We start from the raw sequence: 16,375 nt of genomic DNA on the forward strand, positions 1-16,375 counted from the left end.
ATTTGCTAAAAAATAAATTATTTTATGGACCAAGCTGTTCTTCAATTAGAAAACGCCTCTATTTTTCAAGGTGAAAATCTCGTACTTTCAGATGTTTCCGTTTCTGTGGAAAAAGGCGAATTTGTATATCTTATTGGGAAAACAGGAACTGGAAAAAGTAGTTTTATGAAAACCCTTTACGGCGATCTTCCACTTCAAAAAGGCGAAGGACATATTGTGGGTTATGATTTGGCAACGCTAAAAGAAAAAGACATTCCTTTTTTAAGAAGAAAACTAGGTGTGGTCTTTCAGGATTTTAAACTATTGAATGACCGAACTGTAAGCGACAATCTCCGTTTTGTACTTACCGCCACTGGCTGGAAAGATAAAGCCGCGATGGAAAGTAAAATAAATCAAGTGTTGGATAAAGTGGACATGAAAACCAAAGCCTTTAAATATCCATATCAACTTTCTGGAGGTGAACAACAGCGAATTGCCATTGCACGCGCCCTTTTAAACGATCCTGAATTAATTTTAGCAGACGAACCTACCGGAAACCTAGACCCGCAAACAAGTGTGGAGGTAATGGAAGTGCTACGCGAAATAAACAAAAACGGAAACACTATATTAATGGCAACACACGATTATGCATTGCTATTAAAATATCCTTCCAAAACCTTAAAGTGTGATCAAAACCAAATTTTTGAAGTAGTTCAAAAAACGGTTTAAAATTAAGCTCACTTTTTCTGCAAAATAGCATTTAAAATTTTACTGAATTTTTCTGCGCCTTCGTTAGTTAAATGATCGGCATCACGGAAATCTGAATCAATAAAACTTTCTTCCTGACTGAAATCAAAGAAATGGACACCTTTATTTTGTTCTTCTAAGTTAGTTAAGGTTGCATTTATTTTTTCCTTTTTTGCAGTGTCCAATAAGCTATAATACGTTTTGTAAACGGGCATTTCTATCAAATATACTGCAACGCCATTTTTATTGCACAAATCAATAATTCGTTGCAAACGGTTTTTATTCACCTCAAAATCCAATAAATGATCTTCGTGCTTTTTGGCAATCATTACAGCTATTTTTTCTTTATCGGGAACGATATTGGTTTCGTCCTGCATTCCAAACCCATTTTCGTAACAACTTACAATAGTTCCATTTTGCAGATATTCTCCAAATAAATCTACAGATTTATCAAACCTTCTAACTAATGCCAAGCTATATTGGCTTGGATCAAAAACGAATATAGAAGGGATATTTAAATTCATTTGTTGCTGATAAAAATATCTTCTCCATCTATCTTCTGAAGAATTATCTACGGCAGAAAGGGTAAAATAACTGATATTTAAAATTACATTTTTTAAATTGGGAAGACTGTCAATGTGCTTTTTCAGCAGTAATTCATCAAAATATAGACTTTGGCTTACATTGGCAATGTTGAAAGTATTTGAAGTGAAATATTCAGGATTTATTCCGAAGAAAGCATGCGAATCGCCGAACACCAATGTTTCTATTTGGTTATATTCCGAAATAATTCGTTGATTTTTGAAAGTGAAATTATTTTCAGCTGTACGATAAAAAACCTCCGTAATACCCCATACCACAAAAACAGGTATTAAGAAAATCAGTAGGTTTTTATAAAATTTTTTCATCGTTAAAATTGAAAGTAAATAAAAGGTTGTAAATCGCCCGCATAATAGAAAACTGCAAAAACCACCAAATAATAAATGGTATATCTAATCCATTTATTATTAATATAACCGATGTCCAATACATGATCGCGATGTCTTTGGATCCATTCAATGACCATATAAAAGAAAAGTAAAAAAATACCACTTCTAGGAATTTGAGGCATTGTAAACAAACTACTTGAAAATATTTTTCCAATGTAACTAAAAGCCATTGTCAAATTTTCTGACCTAAAAAACACCCAAGCTATAACTACAATAAAAAATGTTGTTGTAATTTTTAAAAACTGGCTGATAGTGGGTAACTTTTTATCTTTAGCAAAGGGGGTTTCTTTTTTAAAAAATAATATAACAGGAATCACAAACAAGGCATGTATAAAGCCCCAGAAAACAAAGGTTAAATTCGCTCCATGCCACAATCCACTTACTATAAAAACTATAAAAACATTAACTATAAGTCTGCCTTTAGAAACTCTACTTCCACCCAGCGGAATGTAAACATAATCCCTAAACCAAGTGGATAGAGAAATGTGCCAGCGCCGCCAAAACTCAGACAGATTTTGGGATAGATAGGGGTAATTAAAATTTTTCATCAAGTCAAAACCCATCAAACGAGAAGTACCAATTGCTATATCGCTATAGCCAGAGAAATCTCCGTAAATTTGAAAAGCAAAAAATACAGCACCAAAAAACAAGGTGCTGCCGCTGTTCACTTCATAATTTTCAAAAATATTATTTACCAACAATGCACAATTATCAGCAATCACCATTTTTTTGAAAAGCCCTCCCAAAATTAATCGTAGCCCATCTACACTTTCATTATAATTGAATTTTCTTTTAACCTTAAATTGCGGCAATAGATGTGAAGCCCGCTCAATTGGACCTGCCACTAATTGTGGAAAAAAGGAAACAAAGGCAAAAAATGCAACTATATCATGTGTAGGCTCAATTTTTTTGCGGTACAAATCTATGGTGTAACTCATAGTTTGAAACGTATAAAAGCTTATCCCAACCGGCAGGAGAATATTCCACGAAGTAATTTTTAAAGGAGTTCCAAATAAGGCAAAAGCATCAACAAATGTTTCAACGAAAAAATTGAAATATTTAAATGTCATTAGCAGTCCCAAATTAAAGATGAGACTAATTCCTAAAAGTATTTTTCGCTTACTTAAATTATTGGTTTTGCCCAACCATAATCCCACAGAGTAGTCTACAATGGTGCTCAGAAAAATCAAGGAAAGAAAACGCCAATCCCAAAAGGCGTAAAAAACATAACTTACAACTACTAAGAATAAATTTTGTAATGAGAGGGATTTTTTAAAAACCGTCCAGTATAAAAGAAGTACTGTTGGGAAAAAAATAGCAAAATCTATGGTATTAAAAAGCATCTACTTGCTGTTATTTTTTTCTGCAATATACAAACAATACACCTTTTAAAGATGGGTGAGCGCATTGGTTTTTTTGTTTAATTAGCTGAACAATCAACAACTTTGTTTTTAAACTATAAGAAACTTTCCTGTATTTTAGCGGGATGTACCAGATGCTTAAAAATGTTGCACTTTCTGTAGTTCCCAAAAAAATACTCCTTGAAAACGAGACTTTTTTTCGGTCTATTTTTGCATTTCACTTACGCGGAAAAAATTACGAATGTGGTATTTGTGGCAACGGACTTAAAAAATTTATCACAATTCCTGATGGTGATCTTCTCTGCCCTTTTTGTGGAAGTCGTTCCCGAACCCGCCGCCTTTATTCTTTTTTAAATGAAGATGATTTAATTCGTGGAAAAGTGCTCCATTTTTCACCTTCGCGAAGTGTTTACCGGTTGCTCAAAAAAAATTCTAAAATAAAGTATTTCAGCACCGATTTTGAAGATGAATTTCTTGCAGATTATCGGTATGACATTACCCAAATTCCATTGGAAAATGATTTTTTCGACCTCATAGTTTGTTACCATATTTTAGAGCATATTGAAGACGATAAAAAAGCAATGGAAGAATTGCATCGCGTTTTGAAACTTGAGGGAACCTGCATAATTCAAACGCCGTTTAAAGAAGGAAATATTTACGAAGATTTTTCAAAAAAGACTCCCGAAGAAAGACTGGAAGCCTTTGGGCAGGAAGATCACGTGCGCATCTATTCAGTAAAAGGATTGAAAAACCGGCTGAAAGAAAACGGCTTTCAAAATGTTGAAGTCAAAACTTTTCCTGCAAATGAGCGTTACGGGTTTATGGAAGAAACTGTAATAATCGCCAAAAAATGATTTCCATCCTTATTCCAACATACAATTACACTGTTTTTTCGTTAGTAGAAAACTTGCAAAAACAATGTGAAAGTGCAAATGTTGTTTATGAAATATTAGTTTTTGATGATGCTTCAACTGATAAGAAATCCTTGGAAGAAAATTCAAAAATTAATTCGTTGGCGCATTGCAGTTTTCAGGTTTTGGACAAAAATATTGGCAGAAGCAAAATCCGAAATCTTTTGGCAGAAAAAGCAACGTATACTTGGTTGCTTTTTTTGGATGCAGACACGTTTCCTTCAAGTTCAAAATTTATATCAAATTACGTTGCGGCATTTTCCGAAGAAAGTTCCGTTGTTTTTGGTGGAATTGAATATCCTAAAAACACTTCAGAAAATGTTAGATTGCGATATAAATACGGCAGTGAACGCGAAAGTCTAACCCTTTCAGAACGCATCAAAAATCCATATCATAGTTTTATAACAATGGGATTCGGCATTAAGAAAGATGTTTTTAAAACTATTAAATTCAACGAAAAGCTTACGGGTTATGGTTATGAAGATTCTGTTTTTGGATATGAACTTCAAAAAAACAACATTTCCCTGCTTCATATTGACAATCCAGTAATTCATTTAAATTTGGAAACCAATGAAGATTTTATATACAAATCACACTTGGCACTTCAAAATTTGCTGAATTTTTACAACGAGGGTTCTATTGACGGTGAAAACGTAAAAATTTTAAAAACCTATTTAAAATTAAAAAAATGGAACTTGCTTTTTGCGGCACGAGCAATTTTCGCTGTTTTTAAAAACCCTTTACTGAAAAATCTGACTTCTTCGAAACCCTCACTTTTCCTTTTTGATTTGTATCGCTTGGGTTATCTTAGTTCTCTAAAAGCGAAAGATGCGTAGGTTTTCCGTCGTCATACCAGTTTTCAATAAAGAAAAGTACATTGCGGAAACTATAAAAAGTGTTCTGAACCAAACCTTTTCAAATTTTGAAGTAGTTATTTTAAACGATGGCTCCACAGACAATAGCGAAGCAGAAATCCTCAAATTCAAAGACCCTCGGATTCGTTACTTTTCAAGAGAGAATAGCGGTGCTTCAGCCGCCCGAAATTTTGCAATCCAACAAGCGGAAACAGAATATATAGCATTAATGGATGCCGATGATTATTGGTACCCTTTCTATTTGGAAGAGCAAAATAGATTATTGAATGATTTTCCCGAAGAATCCGTCTTTGCAACTGCAACAGAAATAAAACGAAATGGAAAAATTTTCTCTAACAATTATTCTATTAAAACCTTTGGAAAAGATTCGGTTCTTGTAGATTATTTTGAAGCAAGCCAGCTTGACTCTGTTTTGCTGAGCATTTCCACAGTATTAAAGAAAGATGTTTTTGAGAATGTTGGTTGGTACGATCCAAAAATTAAAAGTGGTGAGGATACTGATCTTTACGTTCGAATAGGCATAAAATATAAAGTAGTTTTTAGTCCAAAAGTCTGTGCAACTTATATGGTTCGGAAAAACAGTTTATTTCAGAGTGTAAAAAAACTCGAAGAAAAAGCAAATTTTGAAGCGTATGAAGTTCACGAAAAAGACAATCTCGCCCTTAAAAAATTTCTGGATTTAAACAGATATTCGCTCTGTGTTTTGGCAAAAATTGAAGGAAACAAAGAAGCATTTCAAAAAAATTTTAAGAAAATAGATCAAGAAAATCTGAGTAAAAAGCAGCAGTTTCTGCTACGGCAAAATAAAACCATATTAAAGTATCTTTCAAAAACGAAAGACAATCTGGAAAAGCTAGGGTTGCGATTAGGCACTTTTAAATAATTTGAATTCGCTGTATTCGCGAATGTAATCTTCTTCACTGTATTCTTCGCTCACCAAAGAAAGACAAACAGCTCCAGATGAAAAGTTTTCCAGTTCCCGCCAAACCCCACTTGGTATCAACAAACCTCTGTCAGGCCTGTTCAAGGTGATTGTTCTTCGTTTTTTTCCATTGTCCAACACCACATCAAAACTACCGCTTAAGGCAATTAAAAATTGCTGTAATTGTTTATGCGCGTGGCCTCCACGCGTGGACGAACTAGGAACGTCGTACAAATAATAAACTCGTTTTATTACAAATGGCAAATAATCCTTTTCAACTACTGATAGGTTTCCGCGACCGTCCGGATCGCTGATTTTAGGTATTTCTTTGAGTGCTATTTTATCTAAATCAAGGTATTGCATGCTGTAAAGTTTGATTCCATTTTTCAGAAATGGCCTGCATTGAAAATTTTTCTACAGAAGGTTTTGCATTCTTTTTAAGTGTTTCATACAACTGCTCATCAAAACATAAAGTTTGCAACGCTTCCGAAAATAAAGGTAAACTTCTTTCGGTAATCAGCAAACCGTTTTTTTGGTGCTGCACGATTTCCGAAGGGCCGGAAATTATATTCAATGAAACCACTGGCGTTCCCAATGAAAGTGATTCTACCAATACCATTGGAAAACCTTCGTATTTGCTGGTGAGCGTTACGCAGCGTGCATTTTTAATAATTTCAAAAGGACTTTTTGTGAATGGCAAAAATAAAATCTGCTCTGCACAGGGTTTCGAAAAGGCCAACTTTTGAAGTTTTTCTTTGTCTTTCCCGTCACCCAAAATAACAAGCTGAACCTCTTTTTCCCAAACTTTTGATTGCGAAAAAGCTTCAATCAAAAATGAAAAATCCTTTATTGAATCGTCCAATCGGCCATAAGAAAGTATGTATTTTTTGTTTTGAAGTATTTTGGGAAAATCACCGCTTTCATTTTCCCATTTAGGATTAAAAGCATTGTGGATGGTGACGGAATTGTTTATTCCTTCCTTCTTCAATATTTCATTTTCAATATATTCTGAAACTGCTACATTCAAAATATTTTTTTGACATATTTTTGAAAATTTTGATGGATTTTCCGTAAGATATTCAGCCTTTTTAGAACTGTGTACTACATAAATTTTTTGGAGTTCGCGATAAATAAATTTTGAATAAAATAGTTCTCGCTCAAAATTATTTTTGGGACGATGATCAATAATTAGATCAAATTTTTCATTTTTTAAATAATTTCTAAATTTTCGAAAGCGCAGCAAACGCTTCACCATCGAGTCTTTTTTCGCCTTCATTTTTCCCAAATTCAGCATTTTTCCACTGTATGGGTAATCAACTTCATCATTCAATATTACCAAATGAACATCGTGCCCGTAAGTTTCCAACATTTCCGAAAGCATGGCACAAGAACGCTCCAAACCACCTTTTGCAAGTGAGATGGAAACTAGGCATACTTTAAATTTCTTTTCAGCGGGCATCGCTATTTATTATGTATTTTTGGTTGCAAAAGGCAAATATAGCTTTTATGAAACATCCAAGGCTAACTTTTGATCCTTCAAAAAAAATGTATTGGGATGTTGCATGTGACCATTAAATACAATATTATCGACACATGAATATACTTTTAGTGGGCGAATACAGCCGGTTGCACAATTCCCTTAAGGAAGGTTTGTTAGCACTTGGCCACGAAGTAACGTTGGTTTCATCTGGTGATGAATTTAAAAGCTTTCCTTCAGATATATTATTAAAGCGAAAATACGATTCCGGAATTTCAAGAAAAGTGAAGGTCGGACTATATAGAATGTTCGGTTTGGATATCACATCATTATCCTTAAAACATCAGTTTTTTCAGCATAAAGAAAAATTCAAGGGTTTTGACATTGTTCAGCTGATTAACGAAAGTCCTTTTGGAATTTTACCCAAATATGAAAAAGAAATCATTTCCTTTTTAAAGACAAACAACAAAAACCTCTTTCTTCTTTCCTGTGGAACTGATTACATAAGCGTGAAATATGCTTCTGAAAAAAAGTTTCGCTACTCCATTTTCAATCCTTTATTTGAAGGAAGGGTTTCAGAAAAAGATTTTTATTCAATTCTAAAATATTTAAAAACTGAGTACATAGAGCTGCACACATTTGTATTTAAAAATGTAGCTGGAATAGTAGCCTCAGATTTAGATTATCACATTCCGCTGGCGGGAAACAAAAAGTATTTGGGACTGATTCCAAACCCCATAAATACTTCAAAATTAAATTATCAACCCTTTTCAGAAGACGGAAAAATCATCATTTTTCACGGGATAAATAGAGCCAATTATTTAAAAAAAGGGAATGATTATTTTGAAATGGCACTTGAAAAAATTCAACAGAAATATGCTGAAAAAGTTTCCATCATTTCAGTAGAAAATATTCCCTATTCTGAATATATAGTAAAATATAATTCGGCACATATTCTTTTGGATCAAGTATTTGCATATGACCAAGGGTACAATGCCCTGGAAGCGATGGCAAAGGGAAAAGTGGTTTTTACAGGAGCCGAAATTGAGTTTTTAGATCATTATAACTTGAAGGAAGATGAAGTGTGCATAAATGCACTTCCAGATGTAAAATATCTATTTGAAAAACTGGAAGACTTAATTTTAAATCCAGAAAAATTAGCTTCAATTTCAGTAAACGCACGGGATTTTATTGAACGTGAACACAACTATATTTCTGTCGCCAATAAATATCTGGACGTTTGGGGAAATTGTTAAAATGGTAAATCAATAGATTCTGGATTAATAAAATCTTTGGTATATGGATTCTCAAGAAAGCTAAGTGGCGGCTTTTGAAATTTGAGTATATCCTCTCTTTCAATACCATAAACCTGCCAATAATTAGAGAGTAATTGTGCAAATATATCCTCATCCCAAAACCCAAAAATGGGTTTGTTTGCCGTACTTTCAATAGGAAGAGCTTCAACGATAACTTTATCATCTTCGCTTTCAATTTTGTATTCAGGTTTGTATTGCAGTATGTAATCTGAATAATGAAACCGGGCGTACAACTCTTCAAATTGGATAGGATGTAAAACGTGACCTTTCATTTTATCGAGTATGTCTTTCTGTTTATCACCGATTATACCGTTATCCTGCAAACACGCAATAAAACCAAAGCCATTAACGCCAAATGAAAACATTAAATTGATTGCATCATCACGATAACTAAAAATATCTGCAGAATATTTAAGCGGAAATACAGCGATACTCCACGGTTTTTTTCCAACGAATGAAACTGGTGCTATTACAGATTGTAACATTAAATGAAAGCGACCAAAGCGTTCTTTAAGATGCGCAGAAAGTTCAAATTCCTCACCTTGTTTTAGTAACCTATCCCTTTCATAAAGCATTTCGTAATAGAGAAGGCCATAGACCATTCTACCAGTCCACTGGAAAAGCAACTCTTGGTCTAGGGAAGCCATTCCTTCAAAACCATTTTTATAAGCGTCTTGAACCTTTATATCTAGTTCTTTAAAAGCAGTTTTAACTTCAGGTGAACATGGCAATCTAAGGTCGGTGTATGTGTAAGATTTGGTTTTATCCATCATCTCGATCCTTTCATCATCAAACTTAAAATGTTTCATCAACCATTCAGGAAAAACGGAGATATGCTCGTTTGTTAATGCTCCGGAGAGAAAACAAAAATGTTCATCAAAAATCAAATCCTCAAAGGGATTAAAAAGGGTTTGAGCCATAAAATTCGGAAAAATAAGCTATAAAAAAACTGTGCAAAGATAACTATTAACTATTGTTTGCTTCTCATTAATTCCAAAGAGATTCCTGCAGAAATATTAAAACAACAAAAATTAAAATTATGCTTTCGCTACTTAATCAACAACGCTATCTTTCTTTTTGAAATAACGATATACAAGAAAAAGCACTACAAAAAAGTAAATCAAATATCTTAAAAAGTGTGCCATCACTACGCCTTCAATACCGTAAATTCCGGCAAAGTAATATGCAAAACCATAGAAGAGAGCGAGCGACATTATTTCAGTAATAATAAAATTGAGTACAAGTTTTTTTGCTAAAAACTGATGTGCTAAAACTAAAGAAGCCAGACGCACAAAATCTCCCATAAGCTGCCACTTAAAGAGCGGAGCCATCTCTATCTGTCCTGGATATATTATTTCTATAATTACATTTCTAAATAAAAAGACTAAAACCATGCCCATAGCAAAAAGTGGGAGAAGCGTTTTATATATTGAAATAACTTCCTTCTTAAAATTACCTGCACTGTAAATTCCAGCAAACTTCGGTATTACATAAAGCGTAAAAATAGAACTTGAAAACACCATATAATTTTGCGAAATAAACGTCATATTCGTCCAAATTCCCGCATCGCGTCCAGATAATTTTTCGTCAAGCATACTGCGAATGTCTATTTCCACAATCGGTAATAAAATTGACGAAACAAAAGACATCACTGTAAAAGCCAAAAGCGCTTTTGCCATAGGAGCTTGAAGCTTCAAATTCTTAAACTGAATATATTCGCGAAGTATTTTATAAAAAAAGAAAAGCATAACCGAAACCTGAATAATTGGCGTAATAGCAATTGCAATTAAAACACCGTCCAGATTGTATTGAAACAGAAAAATTATTGTTAGCAATGCACTAAACAGATAACTAATCAAGTCTATTTTAGCATACTTTTTATATTCAGAAAGACCATTTATAACACCATTAAAAACTCTTTGAACGGCTATAAAAGGAATAACAACGGCCGTTAATTTTATTAAATATGAAAAGTCTGCAGTAGAAAATAAATAGTTGCTGATTTGCGAGGAAAATAAAAGAAGAACGGAAGTTGTAATAGAGGTGCCAATAATCAGAAATACAAAAACAGAGGAAAATAACCGCTGCAACTTTATTTCATCTTTTTTATATTCGGCAATATATTTTATTACTCCATTAAAAGTTCCTAAAGAAGCGACTGACAATAAAAGTTGTGACAAACTTCTAAGTTGCCCAATTTTATATTGACCTACCGGGCCAACATATTCTGACAAAAAGCGCTGAAGTATTGCTGAAATAATTAACCGAACGCCAATAGCACCTGCATTTAAAGATGTCATCTTTAAAAGTAAATTACCGCGTATGGATTCTGGAATTTTCAATTAAAATTTATTTAAAACTGAAATCACAATGTCCACATCTTTATCACTAAGCACAGGACTTATAGGTATACTCACAACTTGATTATGCATACTTTCAGTAATTGGAAATGATAGATGCGAATACTCATAAAGCGCTTCTTGTTTGTGTGGTGGAATTGGGTAATGAATTAGATAGCCAATCCCGTTCCGGTCCAAATAGTCCATAAACTTGTTTCTATTTTCAACGCGAACTACAAAAAGATGGAAGACGTGATTTTCACTGCCGTCATATTTTGGGAGTGTAATTTTTTTGTTTTTTATTTCTGAAATATACTTTTGGGCAATTGCTCTTCGCTGAAGATTGTCGGTATCTACCATTGGCAATTTTACATTTAAAAATGCCGCTTGCAACTCGTCGAGCCTTGAGTTGAAACCCAGCAACTCATTCACATATTTAGTTGAAGTGCCATAATTTCGAAGTTTTTTGATCACTTCGGCCAAGGCATCATCATTGGTGGTTACCGCTCCCCCATCACCCAACGCACCAAGATTTTTAGTGGGATAAAAACTGAAACCCGCTGCATCACCAATATTTCCGGCTTTGTTGCCAAATTCATCTTTTGCACCATGTGCCTGCGCGGAATCTTCAATGACGAGTAAATCATTTTCCTTTGAAATTTTTAAAATCTCCTCCATTGGCGAAAGCTGCCCGTAAAGGTGAACTGGCATTATTGCCTTCGTTTTTTTTGAAATTGATTTTTTTAGCGAATCGATATCAAAATTATAGGTTTTGAAATCTGCTTCTACCAAAACTGGATTTAAACCAGCTTGTTTTATTGCCAAAATTGTGGCGATATATGTGTTGGCAGAAACCAAAATTTCATCGTTTTCTTTTAGTTTTCCGAGTATTTTGTAACCTTCCAAAATCAATCGCAGTGCATCCAAACCATTCCCAACACCAATACAATGTTTTACGCCGCAAAACCTTGCGAAGTTGGCCTCAAATAATTTTACCTGATTTCCTAAGATGTAATAGCCGGAATCTAAAAATTGCTGAAAACTATGTTGAAACTGTTTTTCAAACCGTGCATTTATTGCGTGAATATCTAAAAATGGAATCATAGCAAATTGAGTGTTAAAGTATCTGCAATCTTAGTATCTACCACATAATTATCAACAGTGTATGAACGTGCGCCACAACTCTCCTTCCAAAAAACCAGTCCTTTATTCAAGTATTTGCCATTCTCTTCACTCGAAATATTAAAGTCGAAATATCTTTTACTGTCTTTGTATTTTTCAATTATAAAATTATAAGCAAGGTCTAAACTCCCGTATATATTTTTATCTGCATTTCCCGAAACATATTGTGGATGGACAGTAGTTTTAGTTAAAAAAATTGTTGTTCCAGCAACGATTTTACCGTCTTTATAGACACTAAATTGCTTGATATTTTCAGGAAAACGATCTGCCAATAATTTTATTTCGGACAATGTATGTACTGGCGCAACGTCGTGTTTGTTTTTTAGATTGGGAATGAGTATTTCGTTCCAAAACCCGTCAAAATTAGTATCCATTTTCACTTCAAGCCCCATTCTGTTGGCTTTATTTATACCTTCTCTCCTATTTTTTTGAAACCTAACTTTATTCTGATAATCTATTAAAAAAAGCACATCCCTCTTTATTAAAGTGGCATTCGCTAAAAATAAAAAATAGATCAATTCATCTGAAGGTAATACACTGTAAAATGAGGGAATTATCCGTATGTCAAGTTTTGATATTCCATTGGAAGAAAGAAACTGGAGCATTGCTTTGAAAGCCTCAAATGCTGATATTAATTTAGCACTGCTTTGCAATACAAATCCACCATAAGTAAGTCCTTGATGCGAGTAAACCATGGTATCTCTTCGGTTAGCTGGCATAACGGCATACAGCTCTTCACCTTTATAGACCATCAATGAATAATCTTCAAAACGATCTTTGTGATAATCCATAAAATCACGCTTAAAAAGAAATGTGGCGTTTTTTGCAGAGTCAATGAATTCATCCCACTGTTTTCTGTTACTCGCCTCATATTTTTTTACTGAATAATCTATCACTCCTCTTGTGTTTTATTTTAAAAGAAATTGAGCTTGTTGTATTGACAGAATGTACTATATTTTTTTGAATGTAATATTTCCGGTTTCATCAATATATTCATAGATTCCTGGCTCTGCACCCTCTTTAATTATCAAATAACTTTTGTCATCTTGCAAATTTTGAAGATATTTTTCATCATCACTCAAATAGGAAAAAAGTATTCTAAAAACATTTACGCAAGTTTTTAGATTCGTGTCGGTGACAGGAACTTCATTATCTGGCCATCTTATTGACAACATAGCTCCAAAAGTACTGTAAATAATATCACGGTCTGTCGTTTTTTTATACACTTCTAAGGTATAATCTAAGCCTACAAAGCCGCCGTGATCTGCCATTATCATAATAAGCGCACCTGGGTCTTTTTCAATTATTAGGTTCACTAATTTCTCGATTTTCTTATTTGCGATTTCTCTTTTTTCAAGCCACTGCAATCGCTCATTTACTTTTCCCTTTGAGGCTGCTTTTGTACTTGAAATGTGACTTGGTTCAAAAATTTCGACAAAAAAGAAATTTCCATCAGATTTTTTTGAAGCTATTGTATTTTCCAAATCATTATAAACATCCCTTCCAACATTGAAACCTGTTGTTATATAGGGAATATCACTGTACATGAAGTTGGTATAATCGTATCCAATTTTAGGTCGATTTACCATCAAATAGGGATGTTCAGTGATAAAATGAGTTTTATAGCCGTTGTTTTTGAAAATGGAAAGTACCGCATTTTCGGAAATTATATTTTTCCGTGCATTCAGCATTTCCGAATAGTCTTTTCTGTTATGGTAATAATGGTGCTTCATCATAAATGTAGCACTGTTAGATGTTAATGTTGAGATGTAATTACTTCTAAAATTTGGATAATTTTTAAATTTACTTTCGCCTAAAAAGTTTTTAAATTCGGTGTTATCCACATTGTAAAATCCGCCTTCAAGTTCAGCAAAATTAACGTAGCCATCTGGTTGAATATAATATACGTTCGGTCTTTTTTCAAAAACAACACTTTCTATTGCATCTGGCTGTTGTTTCCAAGTATGGGAATAATTAAGATATTTTATTAATACTGGCGCTAAGCCAATAAGCCCGATAGCCGCCAAAAGCAGTTGAATTACTACCCATTTTTTAAAATGCTTTTTAAAAAAAAATGCTGCCAATGCCGATATAATAAAGATTCCCAATATTATTTTCCGTTGCATGTCAGTGTATAAAATAATTTTTATAAAAAAAAGAAAGAGGAAAACGCTAAAAAAAGGCAATACATATTTCCCCCATTTTGAAGCAAAAGAAAGCCCAGAAAACCATTTTAAAATTGAAAAGAGAACAATGGGAAATAAGAGAAACAATAAGAGAAAATATCCAAACTGTTCCCAAGAATTAATCATTCCAAAATTTCGGGAATAATAAAAGACTAACGGATAGAGACCTACTCCAAGACCTATGAAAAGGGGATTTCTTGAAACATTTTCAAAAATTTTTCCAAAATTGTTGTTTCGTTTAGATTGCATCAATTTTTATTAAAGACTACGCTGCCCTCAGTAAGTAAATTCATAAATGTCTTTTAGCTACTCAAAATTTATACTAAAAAAAATTATCATGCTGTAAATTTACAAGATACGAAGGATTTACATTTAAAAGGAAAACAAAAATGCGGAATAGGCTCATGCTGTTTTCATTTTTTTTTAAATTTCTGCAGGGGCAGTATATGTTTTGTTATCAAAAAAACTGAGAAAAAACTCTGCTTTTTTTAGTTTCAATTGGTTTTGTTTTTTAGGAAGTATAACAAACGTTTGGTGCCTTTAACAACCTCCTTTTTTTCAAGAGTGAAAAATTGCATATAGCCCTTTTCAAATTCCGTTTCATTGTAAAAATCAAAGTGATTTATAAATTCGCGTTTGCGAACTAGTAATGATTGCGCCCAAGAATCCTCTCGGGTTGGAAATTCAATGATTAGGTTTTTTGAAAATGAAGCAAAGAATTCAGCAGATTTTTCAAAAGGAACATTTCCCGAAAGGGTTATGTGATGGATCAAAGCGAGAGCCATTGTAACGTCGGGAGCATATTGCGCCAACCGTTCTATTAAAGAGTTTCGCTCGGTGTTGTTAAAACCAATACCGGGTGCGGGCTGCAACACATCGCACACAAAGGGAAGCATATTAGTTTCTTTGTTATTTTGAAGTTGTTTATAATTATAATCTACGGCATTGCTGTCAATATCGGTAACAATTATATGCGGTACACTTTCAATAACGGTTCTCGCGAAAGTTCCGTCATTGCCACCAACGTCAATCAGTTTTTGAGGAGCCAATGGTTTTATCCATTGTTTTATAAGTTCTTTTTTGGCTTCAAAAGCAGCCGCGTCATAATTGGTTTTGCTGTAGTAATCTCCCCACTCGCTAGCTTCCTTGAGAGTCAAATCTTTTATGTAGTCAAAAAGGCTTTCTACAATATTTTCTTGCGCTTTTTTTGAAAGGGTCGCAATTTTAGTTTCAGCTTTATAGTCTTCGCTGTGCTTGCTTTCCATTTTTGCGAGCAAGTGAATGTTTGGATAAATAACTGAGCTCAACTTGGTACGCGTGGGAAGCAAAGAGGAAATCAATTTAACGGGAATCCCATCAATATGGGTTTGCATCATTTTGAAAATTTCAGTGCCATGATATTTCGCCAAAACCAAAGGCCCCAAAAAGTGCGTAATAAATTGTTTGTAAGCACGCCAAGGTGTTCCTTCTTCATAAAAATCAAAGGAAAGTGTATCTATAAAAACAGGTTTCCCTTTGTGAAAAGTAACGTTGTAAGCTGAAGCATCTTTTAAAATAAATCCTTTTGAAAGTGCGTATTTCTGAATTTTCAGTGTGTGAAGAGCGGCGTGTTTGTATTGCTCAAAGCTCCATTCATACGGATTTGTAATGAATGGAATTTCTTCCGGAGTGATTATTATTTCTTCCGAAGTAGCTGAAGTTTCCTCATGAGGAATTAACAAACCATTGGAAATTAGGTTTTTAAAAAACCCACTCTCTTTCAGTTTATTATACTGCGGAAAATAGATAGGTTTGATGGCCCTTCTTAGAGTTTTACCATCATAAAACATGTATCCCGAAGGATCTCGGAACGAGGCTTGGTGTGAGTCAGTTTTTTTTGTCATCTTTATCGGTGTCTTCCTCTTCAACGTCAATTGAATCGTAAGTATCTTCTTTCTCTTTTGTCAATCCGAAAAAAGATTTCACCTTATACATAACCCCTTTTGAAAAAAGCAAAATGCCCGCCGCTGCCGCCACTACTGCCTGTACTATCATTGCCCCTAAGCCAGGATCGAAATATAAGAAATGTATCATCTTGTTGATAAAATTGAA

The 16,375-nt window shown here is 33.9% G+C and carries 16 protein-coding genes; 5 read left to right on the forward strand and 11 right to left on the reverse strand.

All coding sequences use genetic code 11. The features are described from left to right. Nucleotides 1–24 precede the first annotated feature (24 nt). On the forward strand, nucleotides 25–708 hold the full coding sequence (locus AEQU1_RS08840; protein WP_111880479.1) for a cell division ATP-binding protein FtsE: 684 nt from the start codon (nucleotides 25–27) through the stop codon (nucleotides 706–708). An 8-nt stretch (nucleotides 709–716) separates the two neighbouring features. On the opposite strand, the gene AEQU1_RS08845 is transcribed toward AEQU1_RS08840, so the two are convergent. Together AEQU1_RS08845 and AEQU1_RS08850 are read right to left on the reverse strand one after the other, a co-directional pair. Further along, nucleotides 717–1,634, reverse strand: coding sequence for a hypothetical protein (locus AEQU1_RS08845; protein ID WP_111880480.1), 918 nt, complete (start codon nucleotides 1,632–1,634; stop codon nucleotides 717–719). 2 nt (nucleotides 1,635–1,636) lie between these two features. Beyond that, on the reverse strand, nucleotides 1,637–3,058 hold the full coding sequence (locus AEQU1_RS08850; RefSeq protein ID WP_111880482.1) for an MBOAT family protein: 1,422 nt from the start codon (nucleotides 3,056–3,058) through the stop codon (nucleotides 1,637–1,639). Between the two features lie 152 nt (nucleotides 3,059–3,210). Here AEQU1_RS08850 and AEQU1_RS08855 point away from each other — a divergent pair, with 152 nt between their 5' ends. Genes AEQU1_RS08855 through AEQU1_RS08865 form a run of 3 tightly spaced genes read left to right on the forward strand, consistent with a single transcriptional unit; the run spans nucleotide 3,211 to nucleotide 5,745 of the window. Continuing rightward, nucleotides 3,211–3,930, forward strand: a complete 720-nt coding sequence (locus tag AEQU1_RS08855; RefSeq protein ID WP_258455249.1) for a class I SAM-dependent methyltransferase — start codon at nucleotides 3,211–3,213, stop codon at nucleotides 3,928–3,930. After that, nucleotides 3,927–4,823, forward strand: coding sequence for a glycosyltransferase (locus AEQU1_RS08860; protein WP_111880486.1), 897 nt, complete (start codon nucleotides 3,927–3,929; stop codon nucleotides 4,821–4,823). Before AEQU1_RS08855 ends, AEQU1_RS08860 begins: the two co-directional genes overlap by 4 nt. Then, the gene (locus tag AEQU1_RS08865) at nucleotides 4,816–5,745 is read left to right on the forward strand and encodes a glycosyltransferase family A protein (RefSeq protein ID WP_111880487.1); all 930 of its coding nucleotides are present in this window, start codon (nucleotides 4,816–4,818) and stop codon (nucleotides 5,743–5,745) included. Before AEQU1_RS08860 ends, AEQU1_RS08865 begins: the two co-directional genes overlap by 8 nt. On the opposite strand, the gene AEQU1_RS08870 is transcribed toward AEQU1_RS08865, so the two are convergent. Both AEQU1_RS08870 and AEQU1_RS08875 read right to left on the reverse strand, forming a co-directional pair. Further along, nucleotides 5,728–6,147 carry an FdtA/QdtA family cupin domain-containing protein gene (locus AEQU1_RS08870; protein WP_111880489.1) on the reverse strand — a complete coding sequence of 140 codons (420 nt, stop codon included), beginning with the start codon at nucleotides 6,145–6,147 and terminating at the stop codon, nucleotides 5,728–5,730. The two genes, AEQU1_RS08865 and AEQU1_RS08870, sit on opposite strands and share 18 nt — an antisense overlap. Next, nucleotides 6,134–7,243 (reverse strand): glycosyltransferase, encoded by a 1,110-nt coding sequence (locus tag AEQU1_RS08875; RefSeq protein ID WP_111880490.1) that lies wholly within the window; start codon nucleotides 7,241–7,243, stop codon nucleotides 6,134–6,136. The genes AEQU1_RS08870 and AEQU1_RS08875 overlap by 14 nt, the downstream gene beginning before the upstream one ends. 134 nt (nucleotides 7,244–7,377) lie before the next feature. Between AEQU1_RS08875 and AEQU1_RS08880 the strand changes: the two genes are divergently transcribed. Then, complete coding sequence (locus AEQU1_RS08880; RefSeq protein ID WP_111880492.1) at nucleotides 7,378–8,517, forward strand: glycosyltransferase; 1,140 nt, start codon at nucleotides 7,378–7,380, stop codon at nucleotides 8,515–8,517. Here the strand turns inward: AEQU1_RS08880 and AEQU1_RS08885 are convergent. From AEQU1_RS08885 to AEQU1_RS08915, 7 genes are all read right to left on the reverse strand, one after another. Beyond that, complete coding sequence (locus AEQU1_RS08885; protein WP_111880494.1) at nucleotides 8,514–9,497, reverse strand: hypothetical protein; 984 nt, start codon at nucleotides 9,495–9,497, stop codon at nucleotides 8,514–8,516. The two genes, AEQU1_RS08880 and AEQU1_RS08885, sit on opposite strands and share 4 nt — an antisense overlap. A 132-nt stretch (nucleotides 9,498–9,629) precedes the next feature. Continuing rightward, nucleotides 9,630–10,919 carry an O-antigen translocase gene (locus AEQU1_RS08890; protein ID WP_111880495.1) on the reverse strand — a complete coding sequence of 430 codons (1,290 nt, stop codon included), beginning with the start codon at nucleotides 10,917–10,919 and terminating at the stop codon, nucleotides 9,630–9,632. Continuing rightward, nucleotides 10,920–12,020 carry a DegT/DnrJ/EryC1/StrS aminotransferase family protein gene (locus AEQU1_RS08895; RefSeq protein WP_111880497.1) on the reverse strand — a complete coding sequence of 367 codons (1,101 nt, stop codon included), beginning with the start codon at nucleotides 12,018–12,020 and terminating at the stop codon, nucleotides 10,920–10,922. Next, nucleotides 12,017–12,994, reverse strand: coding sequence for a GNAT family N-acetyltransferase (locus AEQU1_RS08900; RefSeq protein ID WP_111880499.1), 978 nt, complete (start codon nucleotides 12,992–12,994; stop codon nucleotides 12,017–12,019). The genes AEQU1_RS08895 and AEQU1_RS08900 overlap by 4 nt, the downstream gene beginning before the upstream one ends. A gap of 54 nt (nucleotides 12,995–13,048) precedes the next feature. Beyond that, the gene (locus tag AEQU1_RS08905) at nucleotides 13,049–14,533 is read right to left on the reverse strand and encodes a sulfatase-like hydrolase/transferase (protein ID WP_111880500.1); all 1,485 of its coding nucleotides are present in this window, start codon (nucleotides 14,531–14,533) and stop codon (nucleotides 13,049–13,051) included. Between the two features lie 245 nt (nucleotides 14,534–14,778). After that, nucleotides 14,779–16,167: a class I SAM-dependent methyltransferase gene (locus AEQU1_RS08910; RefSeq protein ID WP_111880502.1), complete on the reverse strand. Its 1,389-nt coding sequence runs from the start codon at nucleotides 16,165–16,167 to the stop codon at nucleotides 14,779–14,781. Beyond that, nucleotides 16,151–16,357, reverse strand: a complete 207-nt coding sequence (locus tag AEQU1_RS08915) for a hypothetical protein (protein WP_258455251.1) — start codon at nucleotides 16,355–16,357, stop codon at nucleotides 16,151–16,153. The genes AEQU1_RS08910 and AEQU1_RS08915 overlap by 17 nt, the downstream gene beginning before the upstream one ends. Between the last annotated feature and the right edge of the window lie 18 nt (nucleotides 16,358–16,375).

Source organism: Aequorivita sp. CIP111184, from assembly GCF_900489465.1.
Lineage (GTDB): Bacteria > Bacteroidota > Bacteroidia > Flavobacteriales > Flavobacteriaceae > Aequorivita.

Bases quoted from the DNA above. Each gene is read 5' to 3' on its own strand.
- AEQU1_RS08840 (WP_111880479.1), top strand. From the start codon at position 25: ATGGACCAAGCTGTTCTTCAATTAGAAAACGCCTCTATTTTTCAAGGT.
- AEQU1_RS08845 (WP_111880480.1), bottom strand. From the start codon at position 1,634: ATGAAAAAATTTTATAAAAACCTACTGATTTTCTTAATACCTGTTTTT.
- AEQU1_RS08850 (WP_111880482.1), bottom strand. From the start codon at position 3,058: ATGCTTTTTAATACCATAGATTTTGCTATTTTTTTCCCAACAGTACTT.
- AEQU1_RS08855 (WP_258455249.1), top strand. From the start codon at position 3,211: ATGCTTAAAAATGTTGCACTTTCTGTAGTTCCCAAAAAAATACTCCTT.
- AEQU1_RS08860 (WP_111880486.1), top strand. From the start codon at position 3,927: ATGATTTCCATCCTTATTCCAACATACAATTACACTGTTTTTTCGTTA.
- AEQU1_RS08865 (WP_111880487.1), top strand. From the start codon at position 4,816: ATGCGTAGGTTTTCCGTCGTCATACCAGTTTTCAATAAAGAAAAGTAC.
- AEQU1_RS08870 (WP_111880489.1), bottom strand. From the start codon at position 6,147: ATGCAATACCTTGATTTAGATAAAATAGCACTCAAAGAAATACCTAAA.
- AEQU1_RS08875 (WP_111880490.1), bottom strand. From the start codon at position 7,243: ATGCCCGCTGAAAAGAAATTTAAAGTATGCCTAGTTTCCATCTCACTT.
- AEQU1_RS08880 (WP_111880492.1), top strand. From the start codon at position 7,378: ATGAATATACTTTTAGTGGGCGAATACAGCCGGTTGCACAATTCCCTT.
- AEQU1_RS08885 (WP_111880494.1), bottom strand. From the start codon at position 9,497: ATGGCTCAAACCCTTTTTAATCCCTTTGAGGATTTGATTTTTGATGAA.
- AEQU1_RS08895 (WP_111880497.1), bottom strand. From the start codon at position 12,020: ATGATTCCATTTTTAGATATTCACGCAATAAATGCACGGTTTGAAAAA.
- AEQU1_RS08905 (WP_111880500.1), bottom strand. From the start codon at position 14,533: ATGCAATCTAAACGAAACAACAATTTTGGAAAAATTTTTGAAAATGTT.
- AEQU1_RS08910 (WP_111880502.1), bottom strand. From the start codon at position 16,167: ATGACAAAAAAAACTGACTCACACCAAGCCTCGTTCCGAGATCCTTCG.
- AEQU1_RS08915 (WP_258455251.1), bottom strand. From the start codon at position 16,357: ATGATACATTTCTTATATTTCGATCCTGGCTTAGGGGCAATGATAGTA.